The 24,002-nt window shown below is 62.9% G+C and carries 20 protein-coding genes; 13 read left to right on the top strand and 7 right to left on the bottom strand.

From position 1 onward, the window contains the following. Positions 1-61 precede the first annotated feature (61 nt). The 9 genes from ABQX22_RS21150 to ABQX22_RS21110 all read left to right on the top strand — a co-directional run bounded on the left by ABQX22_RS21150 (position 62) and on the right by ABQX22_RS21110 (position 9,832). Positions 62-1,357, top strand: a complete 1,296-nt coding sequence (locus ABQX22_RS21150; protein ID WP_349801812.1) for an MFS transporter — start codon at positions 62-64, stop codon at positions 1,355-1,357. Between the two features lie 62 nt (positions 1,358-1,419). Next, complete coding sequence (locus ABQX22_RS21145) at positions 1,420-1,716, top strand: 2Fe-2S iron-sulfur cluster-binding protein (RefSeq protein WP_349801811.1); 297 nt, start codon at positions 1,420-1,422, stop codon at positions 1,714-1,716. Positions 1,717-1,806: 90 nt separating this feature from the next. Beyond that, the gene (locus tag ABQX22_RS21140) at positions 1,807-2,583 is read left to right on the top strand and encodes a hypothetical protein (protein ID WP_349801810.1); all 777 of its coding nucleotides are present in this window, start codon (positions 1,807-1,809) and stop codon (positions 2,581-2,583) included. A gap of 13 nt (positions 2,584-2,596) precedes the next feature. Next, positions 2,597-4,009 (top strand): ATP-grasp domain-containing protein, encoded by a 1,413-nt coding sequence (locus ABQX22_RS21135; protein ID WP_349801809.1) that lies wholly within the window; start codon positions 2,597-2,599, stop codon positions 4,007-4,009. Between the two features lie 17 nt (positions 4,010-4,026). Further along, on the top strand, positions 4,027-5,358 hold the full coding sequence (locus ABQX22_RS21130; protein ID WP_349801808.1) for an ATP-grasp domain-containing protein: 1,332 nt from the start codon (positions 4,027-4,029) through the stop codon (positions 5,356-5,358). Between the two features lie 42 nt (positions 5,359-5,400). Further along, the gene (locus ABQX22_RS21125) at positions 5,401-6,642 is read left to right on the top strand and encodes an ATP-grasp domain-containing protein (RefSeq protein WP_349801807.1); all 1,242 of its coding nucleotides are present in this window, start codon (positions 5,401-5,403) and stop codon (positions 6,640-6,642) included. A 24-nt stretch (positions 6,643-6,666) separates the two neighbouring features. Continuing rightward, a complete protein-coding gene (locus ABQX22_RS21120) occupies positions 6,667-8,001 on the top strand; it encodes an aminotransferase class V-fold PLP-dependent enzyme (protein WP_349801806.1) in 1,335 nt (444 codons plus the stop codon). A gap of 69 nt (positions 8,002-8,070) precedes the next feature. Continuing rightward, positions 8,071-8,703: a glutathione S-transferase family protein gene (locus ABQX22_RS21115; RefSeq protein ID WP_349801805.1), complete on the top strand. Its 633-nt coding sequence runs from the start codon at positions 8,071-8,073 to the stop codon at positions 8,701-8,703. Between the two features lie 133 nt (positions 8,704-8,836). Then, entirely contained in the window at positions 8,837-9,832 is a 996-nt protein-coding gene (locus ABQX22_RS21110; RefSeq protein WP_349801804.1) for an aldo/keto reductase, read from the top strand. A gap of 172 nt (positions 9,833-10,004) precedes the next feature. Here ABQX22_RS21110 and ABQX22_RS21105 read toward each other — a convergent pair whose 3' ends face one another. Together ABQX22_RS21105 and ABQX22_RS21100 are read right to left on the bottom strand one after the other, a co-directional pair. Then, positions 10,005-10,712 (bottom strand): hypothetical protein, encoded by a 708-nt coding sequence (locus ABQX22_RS21105; protein ID WP_349801803.1) that lies wholly within the window; start codon positions 10,710-10,712, stop codon positions 10,005-10,007. 18 nt (positions 10,713-10,730) lie between these two features. Beyond that, complete coding sequence (locus ABQX22_RS21100) at positions 10,731-11,570, bottom strand: hypothetical protein (RefSeq protein ID WP_349801802.1); 840 nt, start codon at positions 11,568-11,570, stop codon at positions 10,731-10,733. 305 nt (positions 11,571-11,875) lie between these two features. Between ABQX22_RS21100 and ABQX22_RS21095 the strand changes: the two genes are divergently transcribed. The 4 genes from ABQX22_RS21095 to ligD all read left to right on the top strand — a co-directional run bounded on the left by ABQX22_RS21095 (position 11,876) and on the right by ligD (position 18,664). After that, entirely contained in the window at positions 11,876-13,477 is a 1,602-nt protein-coding gene (locus ABQX22_RS21095) for an inorganic phosphate transporter (RefSeq protein ID WP_349801801.1), read from the top strand. Positions 13,478-13,486: 9 nt separating this feature from the next. After that, positions 13,487-15,352 carry a pyruvate kinase gene (locus ABQX22_RS21090; RefSeq protein ID WP_349801800.1) on the top strand — a complete coding sequence of 622 codons (1,866 nt, stop codon included), beginning with the start codon at positions 13,487-13,489 and terminating at the stop codon, positions 15,350-15,352. A 164-nt stretch (positions 15,353-15,516) separates the two neighbouring features. Further along, complete coding sequence (locus ABQX22_RS21085) at positions 15,517-15,675, top strand: hypothetical protein (protein ID WP_349801799.1); 159 nt, start codon at positions 15,517-15,519, stop codon at positions 15,673-15,675. Between the two features lie 364 nt (positions 15,676-16,039). Next, positions 16,040-18,664, top strand: a complete 2,625-nt coding sequence (gene ligD, locus ABQX22_RS21080) for a DNA ligase D (protein ID WP_349801798.1) — start codon at positions 16,040-16,042, stop codon at positions 18,662-18,664. A 91-nt stretch (positions 18,665-18,755) separates the two neighbouring features. On the opposite strand, the gene ABQX22_RS21075 is transcribed toward ligD, so the two are convergent. From ABQX22_RS21075 to ABQX22_RS21055, 5 genes are all read right to left on the bottom strand, one after another. Further along, the gene (locus tag ABQX22_RS21075) at positions 18,756-19,112 is read right to left on the bottom strand and encodes a hypothetical protein (protein WP_349801797.1); all 357 of its coding nucleotides are present in this window, start codon (positions 19,110-19,112) and stop codon (positions 18,756-18,758) included. A 107-nt stretch (positions 19,113-19,219) separates the two neighbouring features. Continuing rightward, entirely contained in the window at positions 19,220-19,456 is a 237-nt protein-coding gene (locus ABQX22_RS21070; RefSeq protein ID WP_349801796.1) for a hypothetical protein, read from the bottom strand. Between the two features lie 89 nt (positions 19,457-19,545). Beyond that, positions 19,546-19,860 carry a hypothetical protein gene (locus ABQX22_RS21065; protein WP_349801795.1) on the bottom strand — a complete coding sequence of 105 codons (315 nt, stop codon included), beginning with the start codon at positions 19,858-19,860 and terminating at the stop codon, positions 19,546-19,548. A 123-nt stretch (positions 19,861-19,983) separates the two neighbouring features. Beyond that, a complete protein-coding gene (locus tag ABQX22_RS21060) occupies positions 19,984-21,759 on the bottom strand; it encodes a putative bifunctional diguanylate cyclase/phosphodiesterase (RefSeq protein ID WP_349801794.1) in 1,776 nt (591 codons plus the stop codon). Between the two features lie 243 nt (positions 21,760-22,002). Further along, positions 22,003-23,316 carry a methyl-accepting chemotaxis protein gene (locus ABQX22_RS21055; RefSeq protein WP_349801793.1) on the bottom strand — a complete coding sequence of 438 codons (1,314 nt, stop codon included), beginning with the start codon at positions 23,314-23,316 and terminating at the stop codon, positions 22,003-22,005. Positions 23,317-24,002 lie beyond the last annotated feature (686 nt).

Here is a 24,002-nt window from a genome sequence, read left to right as displayed (position 1 = left end):
CTTGCTAAAACACAATCATCTGGTTTTTTTTAGCAACCTCTTTTTGCCACGGACTGGGCCCATGACTGCTGATGTATCGCAAACCCCGAAGGCCGGATCGGACGTCCCGCGACTGATCAGTGCATCAGAGCAAGCCTTGCTGCTGCGGGCCGGCTCGCACCGACGCGCAACACCGGCGCAGTACCTGACGCGTCAGGTGACGCTGTTGTTCGCGGTGACCTGCGGGCTGGCGGTGGCCAATATTTATTTTGCCCAGCCGCTGCTGGACGCCATGGCCGGGAGTCTGTCGGTGGCTCCCGGCACCATTGGGGTGGTGGTCACGGCGACCCAGATCGGCTACGCCCTGGGCCTGTTGTTCATCGTTCCGCTGGGTGATCTGCTCAACCGGCGGCTGCTGATCATCGGGCAGATGTTGCTGTCCGCGCTGGCGCTGGTGGTGGCCTGCTTCGCTCAGGGGTTCGGCGTTTTTCTGGCTGCCATGATGGCGGTCGGACTGCTGGCGGTGGTGGTGCAGGTCCTGGTGGCCTACACCGCCGCCCTGGCCACCCCGGCCCAGCGGGGTCAGGCGGTCGGCACGGTCACCAGCGGCATTGTGCTGGGCATCCTGCTGGCGCGTTTTGTCTCGGGGGTCCTCGCGGACCTGGCGGGATGGCGAGCGGTGTACGGGGTGTCAGCCTTGCTGATGGTGCTGATGGCCGGGTTGCTGATCAGGTCCATGCCCCGACAGACGGCGCCCCAGATCAACACCTCCTACCGACAACTGATCGCTTCGGTGTTCCAGCTCTTTCTCACCGAGCGGCAATTGCGGGTCCGCGGGGTGCTCGCGCTGCTGGTGTTCGCCGCCTTCAGCGTGCTCTGGACTTCAATGGTCCTGCCCCTCAGCGCCCCGCCCTATTCACTGTCCCACACCCAGATCGGGCTGTTCGGCCTGGCCGGCATCGCTGGCGCCCTCGCCGCCTCCAGGGCCGGGCGCTGGGCAGACCAGGGGCTGGGGCAGACCGTCACCGGCGTGGCCCTGACACTGCTGACCCTGTCCTGGGTGGCGACCGGTTTTGCGCAATCGTCGCTGTTGGCGCTGGTGCTGGGTATCGTGGTGCTGGACTTCGCGGTCCAGGCCGTTCACGTCACCAACCAGAGCATGATCCTGGCGGCCCGACCGGACGCCCAAAGCCGCTTGATAGGTGCCTATATGATTTTCTACTCGTTCGGCAGTGCCGTGGGTGCAATCGCTGCCACGCAAGTCTTCGCGTTCTGGGGCTGGTTCGCGGTCTGCGCGCTGGGTGCGTTTTTCAGCGGGCTTGCGCTGATCGTCTGGGGTTTGACACGCAAGAGCGAGCAGGTCGACCCCAGCCTGTAAGCCCAAACGTGAGGGCGATTAAAGGACATTAATTCCATGTTTAAGGATAAACAGGACTACCCATGGCCTTGCATGTTTTGACCGTCGCCCCGCACAACGTGGCGTTTGTATTACCCACCCACACGCCGTTGACGGACATCGACTATGAAACCGGCGGTAAGGGCCTTATTCCCTTTGGCTGTCGCATGGGCGCGTGCGGCGCCTGCGTTATTAAAGTGATAACGGGTGAGACGGGCTTGAGCCCGCGAGCAGAAGCTGAAGCGGAGTTTCTGACCCTGTTGGGTTACGACAGTCCTGAATACAGGCTGGCCTGCCAATGTCGGGTGCAAGGACCGGTCACCGTACAACCTGTTGGTTGAACCTGTCAGTGCGCCTTGAACGTTCCATCACTCAAAGGAAAAGGCCTTATGCGACCGTAACTCACTGCATACATACCTGGAAGCACACTATTGCCCTATGGAAGGAAAAGAGTGATGTCGAACCGAGTAAAGAATGTTGGATATGGTCATCGAACCCCTTACTTGAACGCGGCAGCGGCATCAGCGCTGCGTTCGCACATTGATGGGTTGATCGATCAACAAGTGGCGGACTGGTACAAGACGGTCCCTCAAGCGGCCCATCTCGAGGGCCAGCACGTCGACGCGGATTATTACAACCGGCACCTGATCGAAACCGCCTGGCGCATCCGCATGCTGCGGGTTTCAGAGGCCAAGGCCCTGGCTGAAATCGCCAAGCTCAGCCCGGAGGCCGCGCAGCTCTGGGCCAATTACCAACAGGAAGAAATGCTCCACGATGAATTGTTCATACAGGACTTGCTTAAAGTGGGCATTTCCCGTGAACAGTTTCTGGCGACTGAACCTTACTTGTCGACCAAGTTGTTGAGCGGGTTCTTTTCTTATCTGCTGGATCATGAAGGGCCGTTGGGCGTCGTCGCTTATTCCTATCTGGTGGAGTATGTAAACGTCAAACTGGAGCCCAACAAGATCGAGGCACTGAAAGCCTCGGTGGGTGAAAACAAACTGTCCGGCCAGATTTCACACGCTCACACCGATATCAACGATGACCATCCTGGAGAAGTCTGGGCGGCACTGCGCTTGCTGATAAATGACGAGACGGACATCGATTCATTAAAACGCTATTTGCAAGAACATCAACGAATACTCGCGCTGTATTTCACCGAGCTTTACGAAGACACCCTTGCTCACAAACTGACTGAAGCAGCATAAAAGGAGGCAGGCGATGAATGTCTATACGGGCGGCGTATTGGTATTAAGTCACTGTGGTTTCTCTTTTCTGGAAGACATCATTCAGGAACTCGAAAGCCGGGCACTCAAGTGCTTCGTGTTGTCTTCGTTGCCGTTGCCTGAACATCTCCCGCAACGTCTGGACCACATTCGCAACTCGGTGCACCGGTTAAAAGCCACGCCCTCCCATGTCCTGCAGCAAGCGGACGTCGACGGGTTTATCGCTGACCTGCGTGAACAGGGTGAAACCGTGGAGTGCTGCCTGTCGGTGTGGGAAGGCTATCGCCACCTGATGGCCCACGCCAATCAGCGCCTGGGGATTCACGACCTGTCGGTCGATGACGTGTTGCGCATCAGGGACAAGCTGGCGGTGCGCAACCAGGTGGCCGACGCCGGGCTTTCCACGGTGCGTGCGGTCAAACTGACGCCGCTCACGCTGGAACGGCTCAAGCGTCAGGAGCGCCATTTTTTCATCAAGCCGATTCACGGGATCGCCTCCTACGCCGCCTTCCCGTTGCGCCCCGAGACCACCTGGGCGTCGCTTCAGGCCATCCGCGAGGGCGCGCAACACGACACGGTGTATGCCTCGGCTTTCAACGGTGAACTGACGTTCATGGCTGAAGACTACGTGCGTGGCCAGGAATACAGCTTTGAAACGCTGATCGTCGACGGCCAGGCGTTTGTGGTGGCCGTGCACGAAAAATGTGAAGTCACGCAAGCCGACGACACCGTGCTGGAAGACTGCTGCGCCAGCCCTCCCATCAGCTTGAGCCAGGCACAAACCGCTGCGGGTATTCAGTGGGTTCAGGCGCTGGCCGCCAGTCTCGGCATGACCTGGGGCTGCTTTCATATCGAAGCGCGCTTCGATGGCCAACGCTGGGACCTGATCGAGGTCAACCCGCGGGTGGGTGGCAGCCTGATTTCCCACAGTGTACGCGCGATGACACACACCAGCCTGCTCGGTCTGTGGCTGGACCTGCTGATCAGCGCCCGCATCGGCGACCCGTCCGCCTGGCACACCTACGCAGCGTATCTGCGGGGGCTGGCCTATGACCGGCAGGGCGTTAGCCCCAGCGATACCGGTACGTTTTTCCGGGTGTACTTCGCCCACAGCGGGGTGCTGGAAACGGTGGCGCTGCGACCTTTGGCGGTGCCGCCGGTGGTCGCTCACGTTCTGCTGCACGCCGGCGACGTCGTTGCACCGCAGGCCCGGGAAGTGTTTCTCGGGCAGGTGCTCTGGGCGTTCAACAGGGCCGAAGCGCCTGTCAAAATCCCGCTGCTGCGCGCGCTGTCCGTAGAGGCGATCGACATCCGCTACGTCGGCGCAACACCCGCCGCCGAGCATGCCGGCCACCACGTCCATCCTTACCGCCAAGGCGTCAGCGCCCCTTTGCGCCCCACCGCCTGACAGGGAGGAAAAACGACATGACGTTAACCACGCCCGTGCTGCTGATCATTGATTACAACCTGAGCCGCATTGCCGACGTGCTGCATCTGCGCGATCACGCGCGACAGCGATGGAATGCCCACACTTACCTGATCCGGGCCAACCCGCAGCCACTGGATTTTACCCTGGCGGACCGGGTGTTCGATGCGGACCCGCTGGACCCTGAATTCGTCGACAAGGCCCTCTGGTCGATGGGCACGGCAGCCGATGGGATTACCGCCGGCCTGGTGTTTTCCGACAACGCCGTGTCCAGTGGCGCGGCCCTGCTAGAGCGCCTGGGCCTCAAGGTCGACGATGCCCGGCTGGCCCTGGGCGCGTTCAACAAATACACCTATCGCCTGAGCGAGGAGGTTCACCGCACCCGGCTTGAGTCACTGAGGGTCATGGTCCCCGACTTCGTCGCGGTCCGTGGCCTCGACGACCTCCGGGCCTTCGCCGCCCGTCACCCCGAAGGGTTTGTGGTCAAGCCCATGTGCGAGGGCAACAACCGGGGCGTCGTCCTCGTCACCCGTGGCGGCGACCCGGTCGCAGCGTTTGACGAAGTGCGGCCTTACGTGTCGGCCGGGGTCATTGCTGAGCAGATCATCCCGTTGCGTCGGGAATTCTCGTACGACGGACTGGGTCAGTTGGCCTTCATCACCGAAAAGGTCAGCGCCAAGGGCCGCTACCCGGTGGAGCTGGCCCAGGTGTTACCCGCGCAACTTTCTGCGCTGGAGCGCGAGACCGTGTTGCGCGCCGGCCAGCAGGTCAATCGCCTGATCGGGCAGCGGGACGGGCCCTTTCACAATGAAATCAAGTTAAGCGATGACGGCACACGCGCCGGTGTCGTCGAGCCCAACCGGCGACCGGGCGGGATGAAGATCTGGGACCTGGCGCACTGGGTGTATGGCGTGCATTTGTATCAAACCTGGGTGGATTCAGTGTTCGGGGGGCCGGTGCCTGACCGGATGCCCGTGCCGCGATGCAGTGCCGCCACCGTGATGCTCGGCGTGTCCGGTGACCGTTATTTCGAAACCGGACACGACGACCGCGACCGCCCGCTGTTCGAACAGGCCCTGGCGGCAACCGCCCGGGCTCATGGGCTGGCCCCGCAGGCGCTGATCGCCCACGACGTCACCTGGCTGCCGGTCGGCGGACGCACGCTGCACGCGACGCCACGGGACAACAGTGATTTTGTCGCGCAGGCCTGCATCACCCTGCACACGCCAGAGGTCGACATCCGCGAGGTCGTCAGCACTTTGCAACGGCACTGGCTGGCGGCGTTCGAGCGCATTGCCGAGAGGCCGACACGCCAACGCCTGGCGTCCTGACCGGGCACGTGCGCCCACGCTGTGAATGGAGAGTTACATCAAATGGACATTCTGATCCTGCATCGCATCCCTTACGACCGCATTCAATACCACCGGGGCATTGACCACGCCGCGCATCGGGTGACTTACATCGGCAAAGCAGAGGCACTGGCTAACCTGCCCCACGACCTGCCCTGCACCCGGGTGGCGCGCGCCGGGCTCCAGTCGACTTATGAGGAAGTGTGCGCGTGGCTGGCACAGCAGTCGTCGGTCTTTGATCGCATTGTGTCGATGTCCGAATACGAGCTGCTCGATGCGGCTCGCCTGAGGCAGCGCTTCAACGTGCCCGGCGCTTCGGTTGAACAGGTCGCGCTGGTGCGCAACAAGGTACTGATGAAGGGCGCGGTGTCCCGTGCCGGGCTGAGGGTGCCTGACTTCCTGCCGCTCCAGACGTTTCTGGACGACCATCGCAGCGCCCGCTGGAGGGGCAAGACGGTGCTCAAGCCCCACAGCGGCGCCTCGAGCGTGGATATCAGCGTGTTCGACACGCCGGCGCACGCGTGGCACGTCATCCGCCAGCAGATCAAAAATGGCAGCCTCGCCAACTCGCAGGATTACCAGGTCGAGGCCTTCATCCACGGGCCCATTCACCATTACGACGGGCTGGTGCGAAACGGGCGGATCCTCGCCCTGACCAGCAGCCGCTACATCGGCACGTGCCTGGCGTACATGGACCGGGCCCGCCCCCTGGGTTCCTATCAGCTCACGACCACGGCATGCACGCACGCCTGGGTCAGCCGGGTGCTGGACGCGGTCGCGCTGCGCGAGGGCAGCTTCCATCTGGAGGCCATCATTGATAACGGCCAGCCGGTGTTCCTGGAGGTCGGCAATCGCGTCGGCGGCGCCGATGTGGTGACAACTTTCGAGCTGGCCACCGGCCTGCACCTGCCCTCGCTGGAACTGCGCATTCATGTGGGCGAGCTCGACGACGAGCGCTTCCCCCAGACCGTGGCGAGCCCATCCTCCTTTGGCTGGTTCGTGTTTCCCGGCCATGGGCAGGCACACGCCCTTTATGCGGGCCTGAGCGGCGCGCGCCCGTTTCGTGACAGCCCCAACATCATCCAGTGGCACGAGCTGCCCAAGGGTGCCCCGTTGCCCGGGCACGTCACCTACTCCGCCCATGAAGCGCCCTTGACCGGGATCATCGAGACCGCCTCCCCGGCCCTGACCCGGCAATGGATCGAGGCCTTGTTCGACAGCGTCTCGCTGCGCACTCACGCCCCCACCACTCAGTCCGTTGCCTGAGCCATTTTTTCAAGGAGAAACACTATGTCAGTGGCCGGCCGTCAATCGTTATTCACACCGACGTCAGCAGCAGACGCCCTCAGCAATGGCGCCCTGAATAACCTCGGTCTCGCGGCGCCTCAGGCAGGGAACGACACCCTGGACGCTCAAGACTGGGCGTGCGTTCGGGCGCAGTTCAACCTGTCGCCGGACGTCATCCACCTGTCCAACTTCTTCCTGGCCTCCAGCCCGCTGCCCGTGCGCCAGGCCCTTTCCCGCCATCGCCAGGCGTTTGAGCAAAACCCCTATTCCTATCTGGAAGACAACATGTTCGGCCAGGCCGATGCCGCCGCCTGGCGCAAGGTGTGCGAGGCCGCCGCTCAGTACATCGGCGGCCAACCCCAGGAAGTGGCGCTGACCACCAGCACCACCCAGGGACTGGCAATGATTTACAACGGCCTGACCCTCAAGGCGGACGACGAAATCCTGACCACCACCCACGAGTGGTACACCCACGACGAAGCCATGCGCCTGGCGGTCCTGAAAGGGGGCGGCAGTATTCGGCGCATCGACCTGTATACGCAGCGCGCCGAGGCGACTGCAGATCGGATGGTGGAACAGCTCAGGGCAGCTATCAGGCTCGAGACCCGGATCGTCGCCATGACCTGGGTGCATTCCGGGACCGGGGTGCGACTGCCGATCAGGGCCATGGCCGACGTGATTGCCCAGGCCAACCAACAGCGAAGCGAGCAGGATCGAATCCTGCTGGTGGTGGACGGCGTGCACGGCTTTGGCTGCGTGGACGAAGATGTCGCTTCGCTGGGCTGCGACTTTTTCAGTGCCGGCACCCATAAATGGATTCTGGGGCCCCACGGCACAGGGCTGGTGTGGGCCAGCGAAGAAAACTGGACACGCATCATCCCCACCATCCCGACCATCATGTCCGGGGAAACCATGGAAGCCTGGCGCCAGGTCCGCGCACCCCATGGACCGACCCAGGCCGCCTGGGTCAGCCCCGGCGGTTTCCTGGCCTTTGAGAACCAGTGGGCGACCCTTGAAGCGTTCCAATTCATCGAAAAAATCGGCCGCACCCGCATCGCCCACCGCGTGGCCGAGCTCAACGGCCAGCTGAAGGAAGGGCTGGCGCGCATGCCCCACGTGACCCTGCACACCCCGCTCGAAGCGGAACTGTCCGCCGGCATCGTCTGCTGCGACATCAAGGGCCGCACACCCGTGGAGGTGGTGAAGGCACTCAAGCGCCAAAACATCATCATCAACGCGACCCCGTACCGGCACTCCACGGCGCGGTTTTCCGCAGGCATCGTCAACAGCCCGGCGGACATCGACACAACCCTGGAGGCGGTCCGGGCACTGGGCTAAGGTAGAACGGGTGCGCTTGAGCAAACGCACCCGCAACCGCCACTTGTCCGGTCAGAGGATGGAGACGTCATGTACACGTTATATGGAGCGGCGCGCTCCGGTTCCGCCGCCATCGAAATGGCCCTGAAATGCTGTGGGGCCGATTACCAATTGATGTCCATCAGTTCCTGGGGCGATGAACCCGATAAAGCGCAACTCAACCGGGTCAATCCGCTGGGGCAAGTCCCCGTCCTCGAGCGTCCTGACGGCACCGTACTTAGCGAAAGCGCGGCCATCCTCATCGCCCTCGGGCTTGAGTATCCGGCCTCCGGGCTGCTGTCCGCCGACCCTGCGACGCGCGCTCAACAATTGCGCGCCCTGGTGTTCATCACGGCTAATTGCTACGCCGCCATCGGGATCATTGATTACCCGGAACGCTGGCTGCCCACCGACGAAAAAGCGCCCGCAGACGCGCTGATCCAGGGCGCCACCCGCCGTCTGCACGGCTATTGGGACACATTCTGCGATGTCTTCATGGCGACACCCGCCTGGCGTCCCGACACACCCGGCGCTGTGGAAATCCTCGCCTGCGTGGTCAGCCACTGGTCCGGCGCGCGCGACCACCTGCAGACCTCGCGCCCGGAGGTTCACGCTGCCCTTCTTGCCCTGGACCAGCACCCCCGCCTCCAACCCGTTCGCCAGCGACATTGGCCTGATGAGTGACATGAGCAGCTGCCCGAAAGCCTGAACGAATTGAACCCGGACGGGCCATAACACCGTGGGCGCAGACGCCGCGCGGTGTACGCCTGCGTGTACGGCAGGTGCCTGAGCCGATTTTTGATCTGACGGAGGATTCATGAAGTACGTAAAGCTGGGCAGTACCGGGCTGGACATCTCCAGGCTGTGCCTGGGGTGCATGACCTTTGGCGAACCGGATGCCGGGACGCACCCCTGGACCCTGGACGAAGCGGCAAGCCGGCCGATCATCAAACGGGCGGTGGAGCACGGCATCAATTTTTTTGACACCGCCAACAGTTACTCCGCCGGCACCTCGGAAACCATCGTCGGCAAGCTGCTGAAGGAATTCACCCGTCGGGACGAAACCGTGATCGCCACCAAGGTGTTCTACCCGGCGAACATGTGGAAAGGCTCGACCAAGCCCAATGAAAAAGGCCTCTCGCGCAAAGCCATTCTGGCCAGCATCGACGCCAGCCTGACCCGCCTCGGCACCGATTACGTCGACCTGTTCCAGATCCATCGCTGGGATTACGACACCCCGATCGAAGAAACCATGGAGGCCCTCCACGACGTGGTCAAGGCCGGTAAGGCCCGATACATCGGCGCTTCATCCATGTACGCCTGGCAATTCGCCAAGGCGCAGCACGTGGCGGTGGTCAACGGCTGGAGCAGGTTCGTCTCCATGCAGAATTACCTGAACCTGCTGTACCGGGAAGAGCAACGGGAGATGATTCCGCTGTGCCTGGATCAAGGTGTGGGGCTGATGCCCTGGAGCCCGATGGCCCGCGGCCGGCTGACCCGGCCCCATGGCCAGCAGACCGCACGCACCAAAACCGACATCTCCGGGCAGTCGTTTTATGAGGCGACTGAAGTGGAAGACGGCCGGGTGATCGATGTGGTCGAGCACGTAGCCGGGGAACGCGGCGTGCCCATGGCGCAGGTCGCCCTGGCCTGGGTATTGGCTCAGCGCGGCGTGTCAGCCCCCATCGTCGGCGCCTCGAAAGCGGCTCAGCTGGACGATGCCATCGGGGCGATGGAACTAGTGCTCAGCGAAGACGAGATCAAGCGGCTGGAAGCGCCGTATGTACCGCATGGGTTGACCGGTTTTTCCTGAGTAAACCGCTTCGCCAACAAGTTGGCGCCTACAGAGTCGGCGGAATGGATTGAGGGGTTGATCGCTCCCACGCTCCGCGTGGTAGCGCCTTGAATGACGCTCCGCGTCAGGGATGCATCCCCACGCGGGGCGTGGGGACGATCACCGATCTCATTCAAGCGCCTACAGGTGTTTATCTGGCGGTCGGGTAACACGCCATGACCGCCGCCACGGCTTCACGCGCCTGCTCGAGCACCTTCTCGAGGGGTTCGGTGGAATCGATGTCGACGATGGGCGCCCCATTGAAGGACAGCTTGGGCACGATGCCGATCTTTTTTTCCAGCGACGTGTATTTGTGATCAGGCTTGCGGGCGAAGGCGGTTTCGACGTCGACGTTGAGCCGCAGCACCACGTCCGGGCGCACCGACGTCATCTTCTTGTACAGCCAGAATTCCACGCGCATCAGCGCCTTGGCGCCAAAGTCCGACAGGTAGCGATTGGTCAGATGAGGGCCGTCCATTTCCCCCGGCTCGACGATCTGCGGGTAACGGTCGGCGACAATCGAATGGCCCATGGCGCGGTACACCGACATCCGGGTAAAACGCACTACACGCCGCATGGAGGCAAGAAACATCACCAGGGCGACCGGGCCGGAGATGCCCTTCTGCCGGGCCGACGCGCCGACCTTGGTGATCCGGCTGTCGACTTTCTGGCCGAACGCATGTTTGCGCATGGCCCGACGCAAATTACCGGTCTGTTTGCCCAAGTGGCACAACGTGGTAGGCCCATAGCTCGACATGAACGTCAGCACTTCTTCGCTGACCGTCGATTTCCCGCTGCCGTCCGATCCGACGATGGCAATGATCGGGGCCTTGCGCCCCGTTATCCTGCTGAACTCCATAAATCCTGATAAACCTCGTTAAGTCAGTGCCAGCGCCCGTATCCGGGCCGATATCTCGGGTGGAAAAGTAATCAACTCGTGCTCATAGCCGAGCTTGTCCTGCAGTTTTTTCACCACAAGGTCATCGTGCATGCGCCCCATCAGGCCATTGATGGTGGCCAGAAACAGGGACATCGCATCGTATTCGGGCGAGGGACACAGCGCGCGGCGGGTGTCGCTCAGCGCCATGCGGCGACTGATGATCTTGCGCAGATCGTGAAATTGCCGGGCGGTCAGCACGGCGTCTTCGCCAGCGATGTCGATCAACTGCCGGTTCTCCGACGCGATGTAGCGCTGGAAACTGTCAAGGGTCGAAAGTCTGGCTTCAAGCAGGGTGTCGTGCAACCGGGAAAAGAAATTATTGCGCAGGCGGACGCACAGTTTGATGCCCAGCCATAGGGTGCGTCGTCGTTGCCCGTTCTTGAACGCGTCCTGAAAGCGCCCCATCAGCCGAGTGATGTAGTCCAGGCGCTCAGGATAGGTGTGTTGCTCGCTGTAGTTGGCGCAGGCGAACCGCACTTTCTTGAAGCGCGCGCGGATGTCCTTGTAGCGGGCAGCCTCTTCGGCGGTCGCCGACCCTCTGGCCGCAATGCGCGCGACCAGCCGGCGTGTCGCCGGGATGTCCACCTCCCTCGACAACAGCTGCCAGGCCAGGCGGTAACCGTCGGCCAGCTCCGCAGCGGTTATTTCCGGTAAGTGGCCCTCCGGACAAGGCGCCTGCAGATTGACGACGTCGTCGTCCAGAATGTTCTTCATCAGCACCGCACGCTGAGCGGCGGTCGTGAGTGGGCGTTCAAGGGAAAATTCAGAACTCGACATTCAGCACCTAAATAAGTAATCCGGCATTGCCGCAGCCTCCAGGGGCAAAACGGATGACACAGGGCGCATAGCCGCAGGTACAGCCGGGGATCATACCGCACCGCCGGGTCATTCGACGCAACGGTGTCGACGCCCGCCTCATCGCCTGCTTCGCCTGAACACGACGCATGACAGCAGACACCGGCACCCGACGTCTCCATCCGTCCGTCAGTTTTCCGCCGTTTCCCGTCAGGCGCTACAGGCGTGTAGGAAAACTGTCACCTGAAGGTTCTAGCTTTGAAACATCCAGAAACCATGAGGTGCACATGGAACATTCCCTTCCCGCCCATCCCGCTGTCGTTCGTCCCCGCCTCGATCACCGGATGGGCCCGCTCACCCTGCTGCTGTTCGGCGTTTTGCTGGTGGGCGGACTGATATTCAGCGCGTGGGGCATCTTCCGTGACGTTGACCAGGCCGGGGCGGTGGTCACCACTTGGTTGCCGTACGGGTTATTGGCGGTGGCTCTGGTGATTGCCCTGGGTTTTGAATTCGTCAACGGTTTCCATGACACCGCCAACGCGGTCGCCACGGTGATCTACACCCACTCGCTGCCGGCCAACGTCGCGGTGGTGTGGTCGGGGCTGTGCAATTTCACCGGCGTGCTGCTTTCCAGCGGCGCGGTGGCGTTCAGCGTGGTCGCGCTGCTGCCGGTGGACATGATCCTGCAGGTCGGTTCCAGCAACGGTTTCGTGATGATTTTCGCGCTGCTGATTGCGGCGATCATCTGGAACCTGGGCACCTGGTGGATGGGCCTGCCCGCCTCCTCGTCCCACACCCTGATCGGCTCGATCCTGGGCGTCGGCATTGCCAGCGCCTGGCTCGACGGTCGCTCCGGCACCCAGGGCGTGGACTGGTCGCAAGTCACCAAAGTCGGCTACGCCCTGCTGCTCTCCCCGCTGGTGGGCTTCGTCTGCGCCGCCGGCCTGTTGCTGCTGTTGCGCCTGCTGGTCAAGCAAAAGGAGCTGTATCAGGAACCGGTGGGCAACAAGCCGCCACCGCCCTGGATTCGCGGCCTGTTGATCCTGACCTGCAGCGGCGTGTCGTTTGCCCACGGCTCCAATGACGGCCAGAAAGGCATGGGCCTGATCATGCTGATTCTGGTCGGCACCTTGCCCATGGCCTACGCCCTCAACCGCGCGGTACCGGTCACCCAGACCACCCAGTTTGTCGCTGTGGCTCAAGTGACCCACGACGGTCTGGCGAAAGCCGCACCCGGCGCCTTGCCTGCCGATCCCCGCGCCGTGCTGCTGGCATACGTGCGCACCCGCGAAGCGCCGCAAGATCTGGTGCCCGCGTTGACCGGCGTGGTGGACCTGATCGCCAAGGAAGTCGGCAGCTACGGCACCTTGAACAATGTGCCGTCCCAGGCCATGCACAACGTGCGCAACGACATGTTTCTCAGCTCCGAAACCATTCGCCTGATGAATCAGCAGAAGCTGATCGACCTGCCCCAGGCCACCCGCGACAACCTCAACGCGTTCAAGCAGCAGATCGACGAAGCCACGCGTTTCATTCCGTTCTGGGTCAAGGTGGCGGTGGCGATTGCCCTGGGCCTCGGCACCTTGGTGGGCTGGCGACGGATTGTGATCACCGTCGGTGAAAAGATCGGCAAAAGCCACCTGACTTACGCGCAAGGGGCCAGCGCTGAAATGGTGACCATGGCCACCATCGGCGCCGCTGATGCGTTCGGTTTGCCGGTCTCCACCACCCACGTCCTGTCATCGGGGGTGGCCGGGGCCATGGCCGCCAACGGCAGCGGCATCCAGATGGCGACGGTTCGCAATCTGCTGCTGGCCTGGGTGTTCACGCTGCCGGCGGCGATGCTCCTGTCGGCCGGGCTGTACACGCTGTTTCACGCCCTGTTCTGAGTGCGCACCATGAAGCCGCTGCCCGCCGCCCTGCCACCCGCCGCCGCACACGCCGACCAGCGCGCGTTGCAGGCGGCGCTGAAAACGCTGTTGTTCCTGCGCCGCAAAATGCACGCCGCCGCCGGGTGCGCCGAGACCGCCCACGTCGACGAAGACTACCGCGCCAGCGCGGTCAACCTGCTGAGCTACCTGGCCCTGCGACGCCACGACATCCGGCTGTTGCAGACGCAACTGGCGGGGCTGGGATTGTCGTCGCTGGGCCGTTGCGAGCGCGATGTCATGGGCTCGGTGGACCGGGTGATCGAGGTGCTGCAACGCCTGACGACCGACAACGAGGACAGCCACTTCGCGCCCCTGGAACCTAATCCGTCGATCAACACATCGGCCTTGCAGGACCACGGCCTGGCGCTGTTCGGCGAGCATCCATGGGACCGGGCCGTGAGGATCATGGTCACCATGCCCGCCGAGGCCGCCGACGACTATCAGCAGGTGGAGCGCATGCTGGCCGCCGGCATGAGTTGCCAGCGCATCAATTGCGCCCATGACGGCCCAGACACCTGGCTGCGAATGATTGAACACCTGCGCAGCGCCAGCCAGACCCTTGGCAAACCCTGCCAGGTCGTGATGGACCTGGCCGGGCCGAAGTTGCGGACTGGCCCGTTGGCATCGCGCGCGCCGGTGCTGAAAATACGCCCGCTGCGCGATGCGTTGGGCAAGGTGCAAGCGCCCGGCGTCGCCTGCCTCACTGCCGGTGAAACACTGGGCGAGGACTGCGTGCAGGTGTCGCGCAAATGGCTCAGTCATCTGCACATCGGCGACGTCATCGCATTCAGGGATGCCCGCGAGGCCAAGCGCCGGATGCAGGTCACGGACATCGACGACGCCGGTTGCCGGGTGGCGCTGAACAAGGCCGCGTACCTGGTGCCCGGCACCGTCCTGAAGATCGAGGGCGCGCCGGGGCGCAAGGCGTCCGGCAAGGTGATCGCAGTGCCAGCCCGGCCCTGTTCGATCAAACTGTACGAAGGCGACACGCTGATCCTCGAACACGGCGAGGGAGAAGGCCAGCCCGCGCGCCTCGATCAGACGGGTACCTTGATCGCCCCGGCGCGCATCAGTTGTGATTCGCCTGCCGTGTTCAAGGCGGCGGCGGGCGACCCGATCTGGTTCGATGACGGAAAGATCGGTGGCGTAGTCCTGTCCAGCGCCGGCGACACCCTCGAGATCAGGATCGAGCACGCCCCCGACGGGGTGAAACTCAAGGCCGACAAAGGCATTAATCTGCCGGCCACCGACCTGAAACTCGACGCGCTGTCCGAAGATGACCTGCTTGCCCTGGCGTTCGCCGCGCAGCATGCGGACATCGTTGAGCTGTCGTTCGTCAATCAGGCGGATGACGTGCGCTCATTGCTGGCGCACCTGGAACGGCTGGACGCGCGGCACCTGGGTGTGGTCCTGAAAATCGAGACCCGGGCCGGCTTCGAAAACCTCCCCGAATTGCTGCTCGCCGGCATGGCCATTCCGCGCCTGGGGGTGATGATTGCCCGCGGCGACCTGGCCGTGGAATCCGGCTTTGAACGCACGGCTGAGATCCAGGAAGAAATCCTGTGCCTGTGCGAAGCGGCGCACGTGCCGGTGATCTGGGCCACGCAGGTGCTGGAAACCCTGGCCAAGACCGGCGCGCCGACCCGGGCGGAAATCACCGACGCGGCCATGGGGGTTCGCGCCGAGTGCGTGATGCTCAACAAAGGCCCGCACATTCTCAAGGCCATTGCGACCCTGGACGATCTGCTCAGACGGATGCAACCGCACCACGACAAGAAGCGCGACATGATGCGCAAGCTGCGCGTGGCGTCATCGTCCGGCCGTTCAGGATAAATCGGCCGGGGTCTGCTACGCTGCCCCCGCTTGATGGCGGTCCATGGGTCAGCCTCTGCCAGCCCATGGTCGATTCAGGCATGAACGCTCGCACAGCCGCGGGCGGTTCTGGTATTTACCGCTGTGAACAGACGATCCCCAACCCTTTGATGGAGGAATTGCTCGTGACAATCAAAATCGAAAAGGCAGTGTGCGGCCCCGACTGGCTCGTCAGACTGGATAACTACCCCGTCACCTTTCGCAGCATGGCCGAGGCCATGGAATTCGCCGACACCCTCAAATCCCGAATAGAGGCCCCGCACCCGCTGCCCGTGGTTGCCTGAATCTACCCAGCCTGATCTCGCCTACCTGTCCGCTCCCACGGGATCAGCGTTCAGTCGCAGCTTTTGCGGCAACGCCGACCACATGTAGGAGCGAACATGTTCGCGAAGCGATGTGCCGGGCGATGAATGACGTAGACAGTCAAGCCCCCTTCGCAAACAAGTTCGCTCCTACAGGTGGGTGCCTGGCCTGGGCATCAGACGAACGCAGAACCCGTTGTTCATCGCGCCCACGCTCCCTCCCACGCTGGTTCTCGGACGCCAACCAAGGCTGATCACCCTACCCCGCGCTCTGCACCAATCATCCACACCCCGGAACTCCTCGTCGGCGGCAGGCTCTTTTGCTTACACCAGCGAGGGATGAGCCATGGCCGACGCTTTGGACGAATACAACCGAAAGCGCGACTTCGATGCCACGCCGGAGCCGTCCGGCGCCAGCCAGACAAAACCCAGGCGCTCGTCCAAGAAAACCCGGGCCGCCCACGCCCTGCAGTTCTGCATCCAGAAGCACGACGCCAGCCGGCTGCATTACGATTTCCGCCTGGAGCTGGACGGCACCCTGAAAAGCTGGGCCGTGCCCAAGGGGCCGTCCCTGGACCCCAAGGCCAAACGCCTGGCGGTTCATGTCGAAGATCACCCCATTGACTACGCCACCTTCGAAGGCAGCATCCCCGAAGGGCACTACGGCGCGGGCGAGGTCATCGTCTGGGACCGTGGGGTCTGGGTGCCGCTCACCGACCCGGCCGAGGCCTACGCCAAGGGCCGGCTGAAATTCGAGCTCAAGGGCGAAAAGCTCGGCGGCGTCTGGAACCTGGTCAAGACCCACATCGCCGGCAAGCAGGAACAGTGGTTCCTGATCAAGCACCAGGATGAATTCGCCCGTCCGGAAACCGAGTACGACGTGGTCAAGACAGAACCCCACAGCGTGCTCAGCGAGCGCTCCATCGTCGCCAAAAAACGGGGTGGCAAATCTGCTTCGCCCAAGCCGGTGGAAAAAGTCCCCGCCCCCCGCAGCAAACCCGGCAAGGCCGTACTGGACGGCGCGCAATCGGCCGATCTGCCGGAGAGCATCAAGCCGGAGCTGGCGACGCTGGTGGAATCGGCCCCCGAGGGCGACTGGCGCTACGAAATCAAGTTTGACGGCTATCGGGTCATGGCCCGGATCGACCACGGCAAGGTGCAGCTGTTCACCCGCAACGGTCACGACTGGACCCACAAGCTGCCGCGTCAGGCCGAAGCCCTGGCCAGCCTCGGTCTGGAATCAGGCTGGCTCGACGGCGAGGTGGTGGTGGCCAACGACGACGGTGTCCCGGATTTTCAGGCGCTGCAAAACGCGTTTGAAGCCAACCGCAGCGGCCACATCGTTTACTACCTGTTCGACATTCCCTTCCTCAACGGCATGGACCTGCGGGACGTCCCCGTGGAACAGCGGCGTGCCGCGCTGGCCAAGGTGCTGGAACGCAGCGAAGACGAGGTGCTGCGCTTCTCCGAGGACCTCGGTGAAGAACCCGATGCCCTGCTCAACAGCGCCTGCCAGATGAAAATGGAGGGGCTGATCGGCAAGCGTGTCGGCAGCACGTACGTGTCCCGACGCAGCAACGACTGGATCAAACTCAAGTGCAAACGCCGTCAGGAATTCGTGGTCGTGGGCTACACCGAACCCAAGGGCGCGCGCAGTAAATTCGGCGCGTTGTTGCTGGGGCTGCATGACGCCGACAGCGGCGAACTGCGGTTTGCCGGCAAGGTCGGCACCGGGTTCAACGAAGCCACGCTCAAGACCATTTACGATCAGTTGCTGCCACTGGAGATCAAGAGCAGCGCCGTGGTCAATCCGCCCACCGGCTTTGAAGCCAAGGGCGTGCACTGGCTCAAACCGGTGCTGCTGGCCGAGATTGCGTTTGCCGAGATCACCAAGGACGGCTCTGTACGTCACGCGGTCTTCCATGGCATGCGCACCGACAAGCCGGCCAAGGCCATCACCGAGGAGCGCCCGGCATCGGCGTCTGAGGCCGGGAAGCCTGCCGCCACGAAAAAGCCCGCGAAGGCCAAACCGCCAGCGGATAAAGCCGAGGTCGTCAAACCTCGCCCGAGCAAAAACACCGCCGCCGCCACTCCGGGCAAGATTCGGCTGACCCACCCCGAACGCGTGATCGATCCGGTGAGCGGCGCCACCAAGCGCGACATCGCTGATTACTACATCAGCGTGTCCGACTGGTTACTGCCGCAACTGGCGAATCGGCCGGTGGCGCTAGTGCGGGCACCGGAGGGTATCGCCGGGCAGCTGTTTTTTCAGAAGAACGCCGAAGGCCTGGCCATCCCCGGCATCGAGACCATGGGCAAGGCATACACCGGCCACCCGGTGATGCTGATCAATAACGTCGAGGCGCTGATCGGCGCGGTGCAGATGAGCACCATCGAGCTGCACAGCTGGAACGCCGTCTCCAAAGACCTGGAGCGGCCGGACCGCTTCATCCTCGACCTCGACCCGGATCCCGCCCTGCCATGGAAAAGCATGGTCGAAGCCACCCAATTGACGCTGACCGTGCTCGATGAACTGGGCCTCACCACCTTCCTCAAGACCAGCGGCGGCAAGGGCATTCACCTGGTGGTGCCGCTGACGCCGAAGGATGACTGGGACGCGGTCAAGAATTTCAGCCACGCCATCGTCAAGCACATCGCCAAGCTGCTGCCTGATCGCTTCTCGGCGGTGTCGGGGCCGAAGAACCGAGTCGGGCGCATCTTCGTCGACTACCTGCGCAACGGCCTGGGCGCCACCACCATTTGCGCGTACGCCGCGCGCACCCGGGAAGGCCTGCCGGTGTCGGTGCCGATCTTTCGTGAAGAGCTGCTGGAGATCAAAGGCGCCAACGTCTGGAACATCCACAACCTGCACGAACGACTGGCCCAGCTGGACAGCGACCCGTGGGCCGACCTGGGCAAGACACGGCAAACCATCACGGCGGACATGCGCAGGCGTGTCGGGCTCAAATAGATACTTCAATGGAGAAAGACCGGGCGCCTGCCTCAGGCGCCTGATTCTCACGGAGCTGACAGCATGGCGGGAGGGAGCGTGCTCGCGATCCTCAGCGTCGCTTCGACACCTGACGCCCCAGCTCAAACCCCAGCGACAGCGCGATCAACAAGGTCGAGCCCAGCGCCAGTTTGAAGCTGAAGCGCTGTCGCTCGGTGATCACCGACACCGCTTCGACCTCCTCTTCCGCCAACCCTGCGGTCTCGGCTTTGGACTGTTCGCTGCGGCGCTCCGGATCGTCCGGTTTCATCGGCGCCGACAGCGGGTATTCCGGGGTGTCATCCAGCACAGGCCCCTGCTCAGCGTCGGTCTGCCCTGTCGTCAGCTCAGTGTCGGGCGTGGCCGGGGCGGGTTGATCCGGTTGCTGCGGGTCGTTCTGCGCATTTCTGTCGTCTGCAACGGTGGTCATGGCATGTGCCCTCTGGCGTATGAGTGCGTTGGACTGAAACCGGGCCGGGGTGGTGCCTGCCACATGACGAATGGTGGGCCGTGGCGCGCGCCCCCAGGGCGGCCAGCTCACCTTTTCAGCCAGCGATGAGCGAGCACCAGCGCCCGGGCACGGGCTTCGGCAAAGGTCAGCCAGTTGCCACTCTCTTCGCCAATCTTGTTCAACGCCACGCCACTGGTCTGCCAGATCGTGATTCCGATGGGCGCCATGCTCAACGGGCTGCCCCAAATGAAATCGATTTTCGCGACCTCCCCGTTCGGATGGGTGAAGCTGATGGGATAGGGACGTTCAACATTCGATTGCATGGTTTCTTCCTGATCCAGCGGAATGCCAGACACAAGAGATAGCTCACAATCCGGGGTTCGCCATGGGGCTGCGGTGGCCGGGCCGCCGTTCACTGGCGCGAGGCGTGATCGGACTGGGCATCGTTCTGCACGTCGGTTGACCGGCGCCCGTGGGGCGTGTCGGCTGCCAGCCGGCTGGCGTGGTCGCGCAGCTGGCGTTCGCGCTCCTGCAGTGTGAGCACCATGCGCGTCGCCTTCTCGGCATGACGGTGGTAAGCCGTGTGGGCGAGATCGGCCGCGATTTCCATCAGCTGCAGCTCCAGCGCCCTTAGCTCGTTGGCGACGTCAGCCAGGTCCTGACCCAGAGTGTTTCTACGCTTGCGCTTCCACATGAATGTCCCGTCGCCCTCCGCTGAATGGATCACAAAGGTGGCCTGTCCCGTGATCGAACGGTCAGCGCACCTTTGCCCTGCAGGGAGATACGGCTGAGATCGACAAATGGATGCAGCTGCGTGCAATCGTGGGCAAAAAAAACCGACGCGCCGGGGTCAGGCGCGTTTGGCGGTGCGCCGGGACAGCCAGTCCGTCACGGCGACGGGGTCCATGGGCCTGGCGATCAGGAACCCCTGCACTTCGTGACAGCCCCAGGTTTTCACCAGTTGAAAGCTTTCCTGGGTTTCGACGCCTTCGGCCACGACCCGGTAGCCCAACGAAGTGCCCAGATGAATCAGGGTGCGCACCAGGCACTGGGTCTTTTCGCTGTGCGCCAGGTTGTCGATCAGCGATTGATCCAGCTTGACCACCCGGGCCGGCAGTTGCTGCAGGTGGGACCAGTTGCTGTAGCCGGTGCCGAAATCATCGATGGCGATCTCCACCCCGCTGTCGCACAAACGGTCCAGGTGCTTGACGACGGTGTCGAAGGCGACGATACGCGCGCTTTCGGTGACTTCGACTTCAAGCAAGTGGGGGTCCACGTCCGCCTTTTTCGTCAGCGCAATGAGCGCATCGGTGAAGTGCGGCGACTCCAGGTCGTTGACCGTGGCATTGATCGACACCTTGAAGCGCAGCCCCGCACGTTGCCACTGCGCCGCCTGGGTGATGGCGGTGCGCAACACCCACAGGCTGAGCTGGCCCATGAGCGCGGTTTTCTCCGCCAGCGGAATGAATTCCGCCGGGGACACCGCGCCCAGCGTCGGATGTTCCCAGCGCAGCAGCGCTTCCACCGACGTGCATTCGCCGGTGGTCATGTGGATCCGGGGCTGGTAGACCAGCCGCAGTTGATCGTTGCTCTGCATGGCGGTGATCAACGAACGCAGCAGCGTAAAGGTGCGCTGTTGCTGGGTGTCCAGCGTGCGCTCGTAGTGTCCCCAGCCGGGCAGCTTGCCTCGCGCATCGTCGGCGGCACTGATCGCCAGGCGCAGGGACTGCCGGGACGACAGACCCGCCTGCTCCACCCCCAGCAGACCGATGCCCACGGTCATCAACAACGGAATGTCCTGACACACCACCGGTGTCTTGAAGTCATTGACGATGGCCTGGCACTGCGCTTCGCCGGTGTGGGCCGGCAGCAGCAGGCCGAAGCGGGTCGGGCCGATCTTGTACAACCGGCACGTGCCAGGCATCAGCGCCAGCAGGCGGTCCTTGATAGCCACCATCAGGCTGCTGGAAAAGTCGTAGCCCAGGGTCTTGACCACGTCATTGAAAAAGCCCGGCGAGAGGATGTCGATCGCCGCGATGAAGTGATCAGGCGCGTCCAGCCGGGCCGCCACGATGTCTTCTTCAAAGCGCAGGCGGTTGTGAAGCCCGGTGTTGACGTCCACGTAGTTCCGGGAGCGCAACGCCATGATCCGGGTCATCACCAGACCCGTCAGCTGGGTGAGCATCAACCGGTCTTCGGCGCTCATCGGCGGTCTGGGCACGGTATCGATAAGGCACAGGGTGCCCAGGCCCAGGCCGTCGTATGTGGTCAGCGGCTCGCCGGCGTAGTACCGGATATTGGGCATGCCGGTGACCAGCGGGTTGTCCCGGAAGCGGGGATCGAGGGTGGCGTCCGGCACCTCGAGAAACTCATGGGTGTGCAGGGTGTAGGCGCAGAACGACTCAGCGCGTGGGGTGTGGTCGGCGCGCAGGCCGACTTTGGCGATAAACCATTGCCGGTGCTGGTCAACGATGGAAATGAGCACGATGGGCGCCCGAAAGTATGCGACGCAGATCGCGATGATCTGGTCGAATGCCTCGTCGCGCTCATGATCGAGCAGGCACAGCTCTTCGATTCGTTGACACCGTTGTGCTTCGATCGATAGCGGGTCTTCAGGGTGTTCCATCGTATTACTCAAGGGCTGCCGTTTACGGGTGCATGAATCAATAGGCCACTTCGAGCGTCGGGTAACGGACTTTTGACTCGACATGAAGTGATAGCGTTGCGCCACTTTGCCGATCATACACGGCAAATGCAGGGCCATTCCATGGATAAAGCGCGCCCGGCCCCTGACGCCGATCAATGGACATTCAGCGCCGCGATGACGCCGGCTCGCAAGGCCGCGCCCTCCCCGACTGCCCTTTGCGGCCTACGACAACTGATTGGCGAACCTGCCCACGGCGTCCACCACCCGGCGCGCCCCGTCCTGAATCTCGACGATGACCTCACCGGCCTGGGTGGCCAGGTGCAAGCCCTGTTCCGCCTGCTGTTTGCTGTTGGCCATCTCGCCGACCGTTTCGTTGACCAACTTCTGGTTCTGCAGGACCACGGCGGCGATTTCCTCGGTGGCGGTACTGGTACGCCCCGCCAGCTGGCGGACTTCATCGGCCACCACGGCGAACCCGCGCCCTTGCTCGCCGGCCCGGGCCGCTTCGATGGCGGCGTTCAGCGCCAGCAGGTTGGTTTGCTGGGCGATGCTGCTGATGGTCTGAATGATGGAGCTGATCAACAGGGACTGTTTGCCCAACGCCTCGACACCACCGGACGCGGCCTGCATGTCGTTGGCGATCTTTTGCATGGTCAATACGGTGTCGTTGACCACCACCGCGCCCCGCTGGGCGCTGACATCGGTCTGTTGGGATATCTGGAAGGCCGTCTCTGCCGCCGTGCCGACTTCCTGTTCGCGCCTTACCTGGTCGGAGACCACGGTCGCGAACTTGACCACCTTGTGCAGGTTGCCTTCGGTGTCGTAGACCGGGTTGTAGGTGGCCTCCAGCCAGACCGTCTGGCCGTGGGCATCGACCCGTTCGAAGCGACCGGCGACAAACTCGCCCCGGTTCAGCGTCGCCCAGAATTCCTTGTACTTGGGCGAGTTCGTCTCCTCGGGGTGGCAGAAAATCCGGTGATGGCTGCCCTTGGCCTGGCTGAGGCTGTAACCCATGGCTTTGAGGAACTGGTCGTTGGCGGTCAGCACATGCCCTTTCAGGTCGAATTCAATGACCGCCGTCGAACGCAGCAGCGCCTCGATGAATGACGAATTCTCGGAAGCTTTCTCCAGCCGCTCGGTGATGTCGGTGGCAAAACAGACGACGTGGCTCAGAGCCCCCGTGGCGTCTTTGACCGGTTGGCAATGCGCGCGTATCCAGACCAGTGAACCGTCGGCGTGCAGATAACGGTATTCATCCGTGATGGAACGACCCGTCGCCACTGCCGTACGAAAATCCTGGAAGCACTTCAGCTTGGTCACGTAGGGCGGCACGATCTCAGACATGGGCCGTCCCTGCAGTTGAGCCGGTGTCTGGCCCAGTGCCGATGCAAAGTTGTCGTTGCAGGAGATGACAGTGAACGTAGGGTCGATGCTCAGCGTAAGCATCTCGCGCTCCACGCCATCGCGCAGCTGCCGCAGCTCCAGCAATTCAGCGGCTTGTGCATCCAGCTGCATTTTGAGTTTTCTGTTAAACATCGGCGATAGCCTCCTTTCTGGTCATGTAGGAGGTATCGGCTACTGCTGTAGCATTTTGAAAAAAATCCGACGGGCGTCACACAATCCCTTTTCAAACCGGATGGGCTACACCCCGTGCGGACCGCGGGCTGCGCAGATTCTGGTGCAATGGCGTGCAAGTGAGTGCAAGGGTTCATGACGGCTGCGCCGCCAATCGCGGGACAAGCCACGCTCCCACGGCCTTCGGCCAGAATCAAAAGCCGCCACGGGCCGCTTCGGCCAGCATCAAAGCTCGGGCGCACACGGATTCGCTTCTGCCGAAGGCGTGGGAGCTGGCTTGCCTGCGATCTGGCGCGAAGCGGCAGTAAACCGTGCAAACTCGGTATGTCTGATACACCTCGGTCGCCTGGTTTCATGACGGCTGCGCCGCCAATCGCGGGACAAGCCACGCTCCCACGGCCTCCGGCCAGAATCAAAAGCCGACGGGCCGCTTCGGCCAGAATCAAAAGCCGCCACGGACCGCATCGGCCTGCATCAAACGACCGGCGCACACCGAACCGCTTCTGCCGAAGGCGTGGGAGCTGGCTGGCCTGCGATCTGGCGCGAAGCGGCAGCAAACCGTGCAAACGCGGTATGTCTGATACACCTCGGTCGCCTGGTTTCATGACGGCTGCGCCGCCAATCGCGGGACAAGCCACGCTCCCACG

It is taken from the genome of Xanthomonas sp. WHRI 1810A, assembly GCF_040202885.1.
Classification (GTDB): Bacteria; Pseudomonadota; Gammaproteobacteria; order Pseudomonadales; family Pseudomonadaceae; genus Aquipseudomonas.
This window is presented reverse-complemented; position numbering and strand designations above follow the sequence as displayed.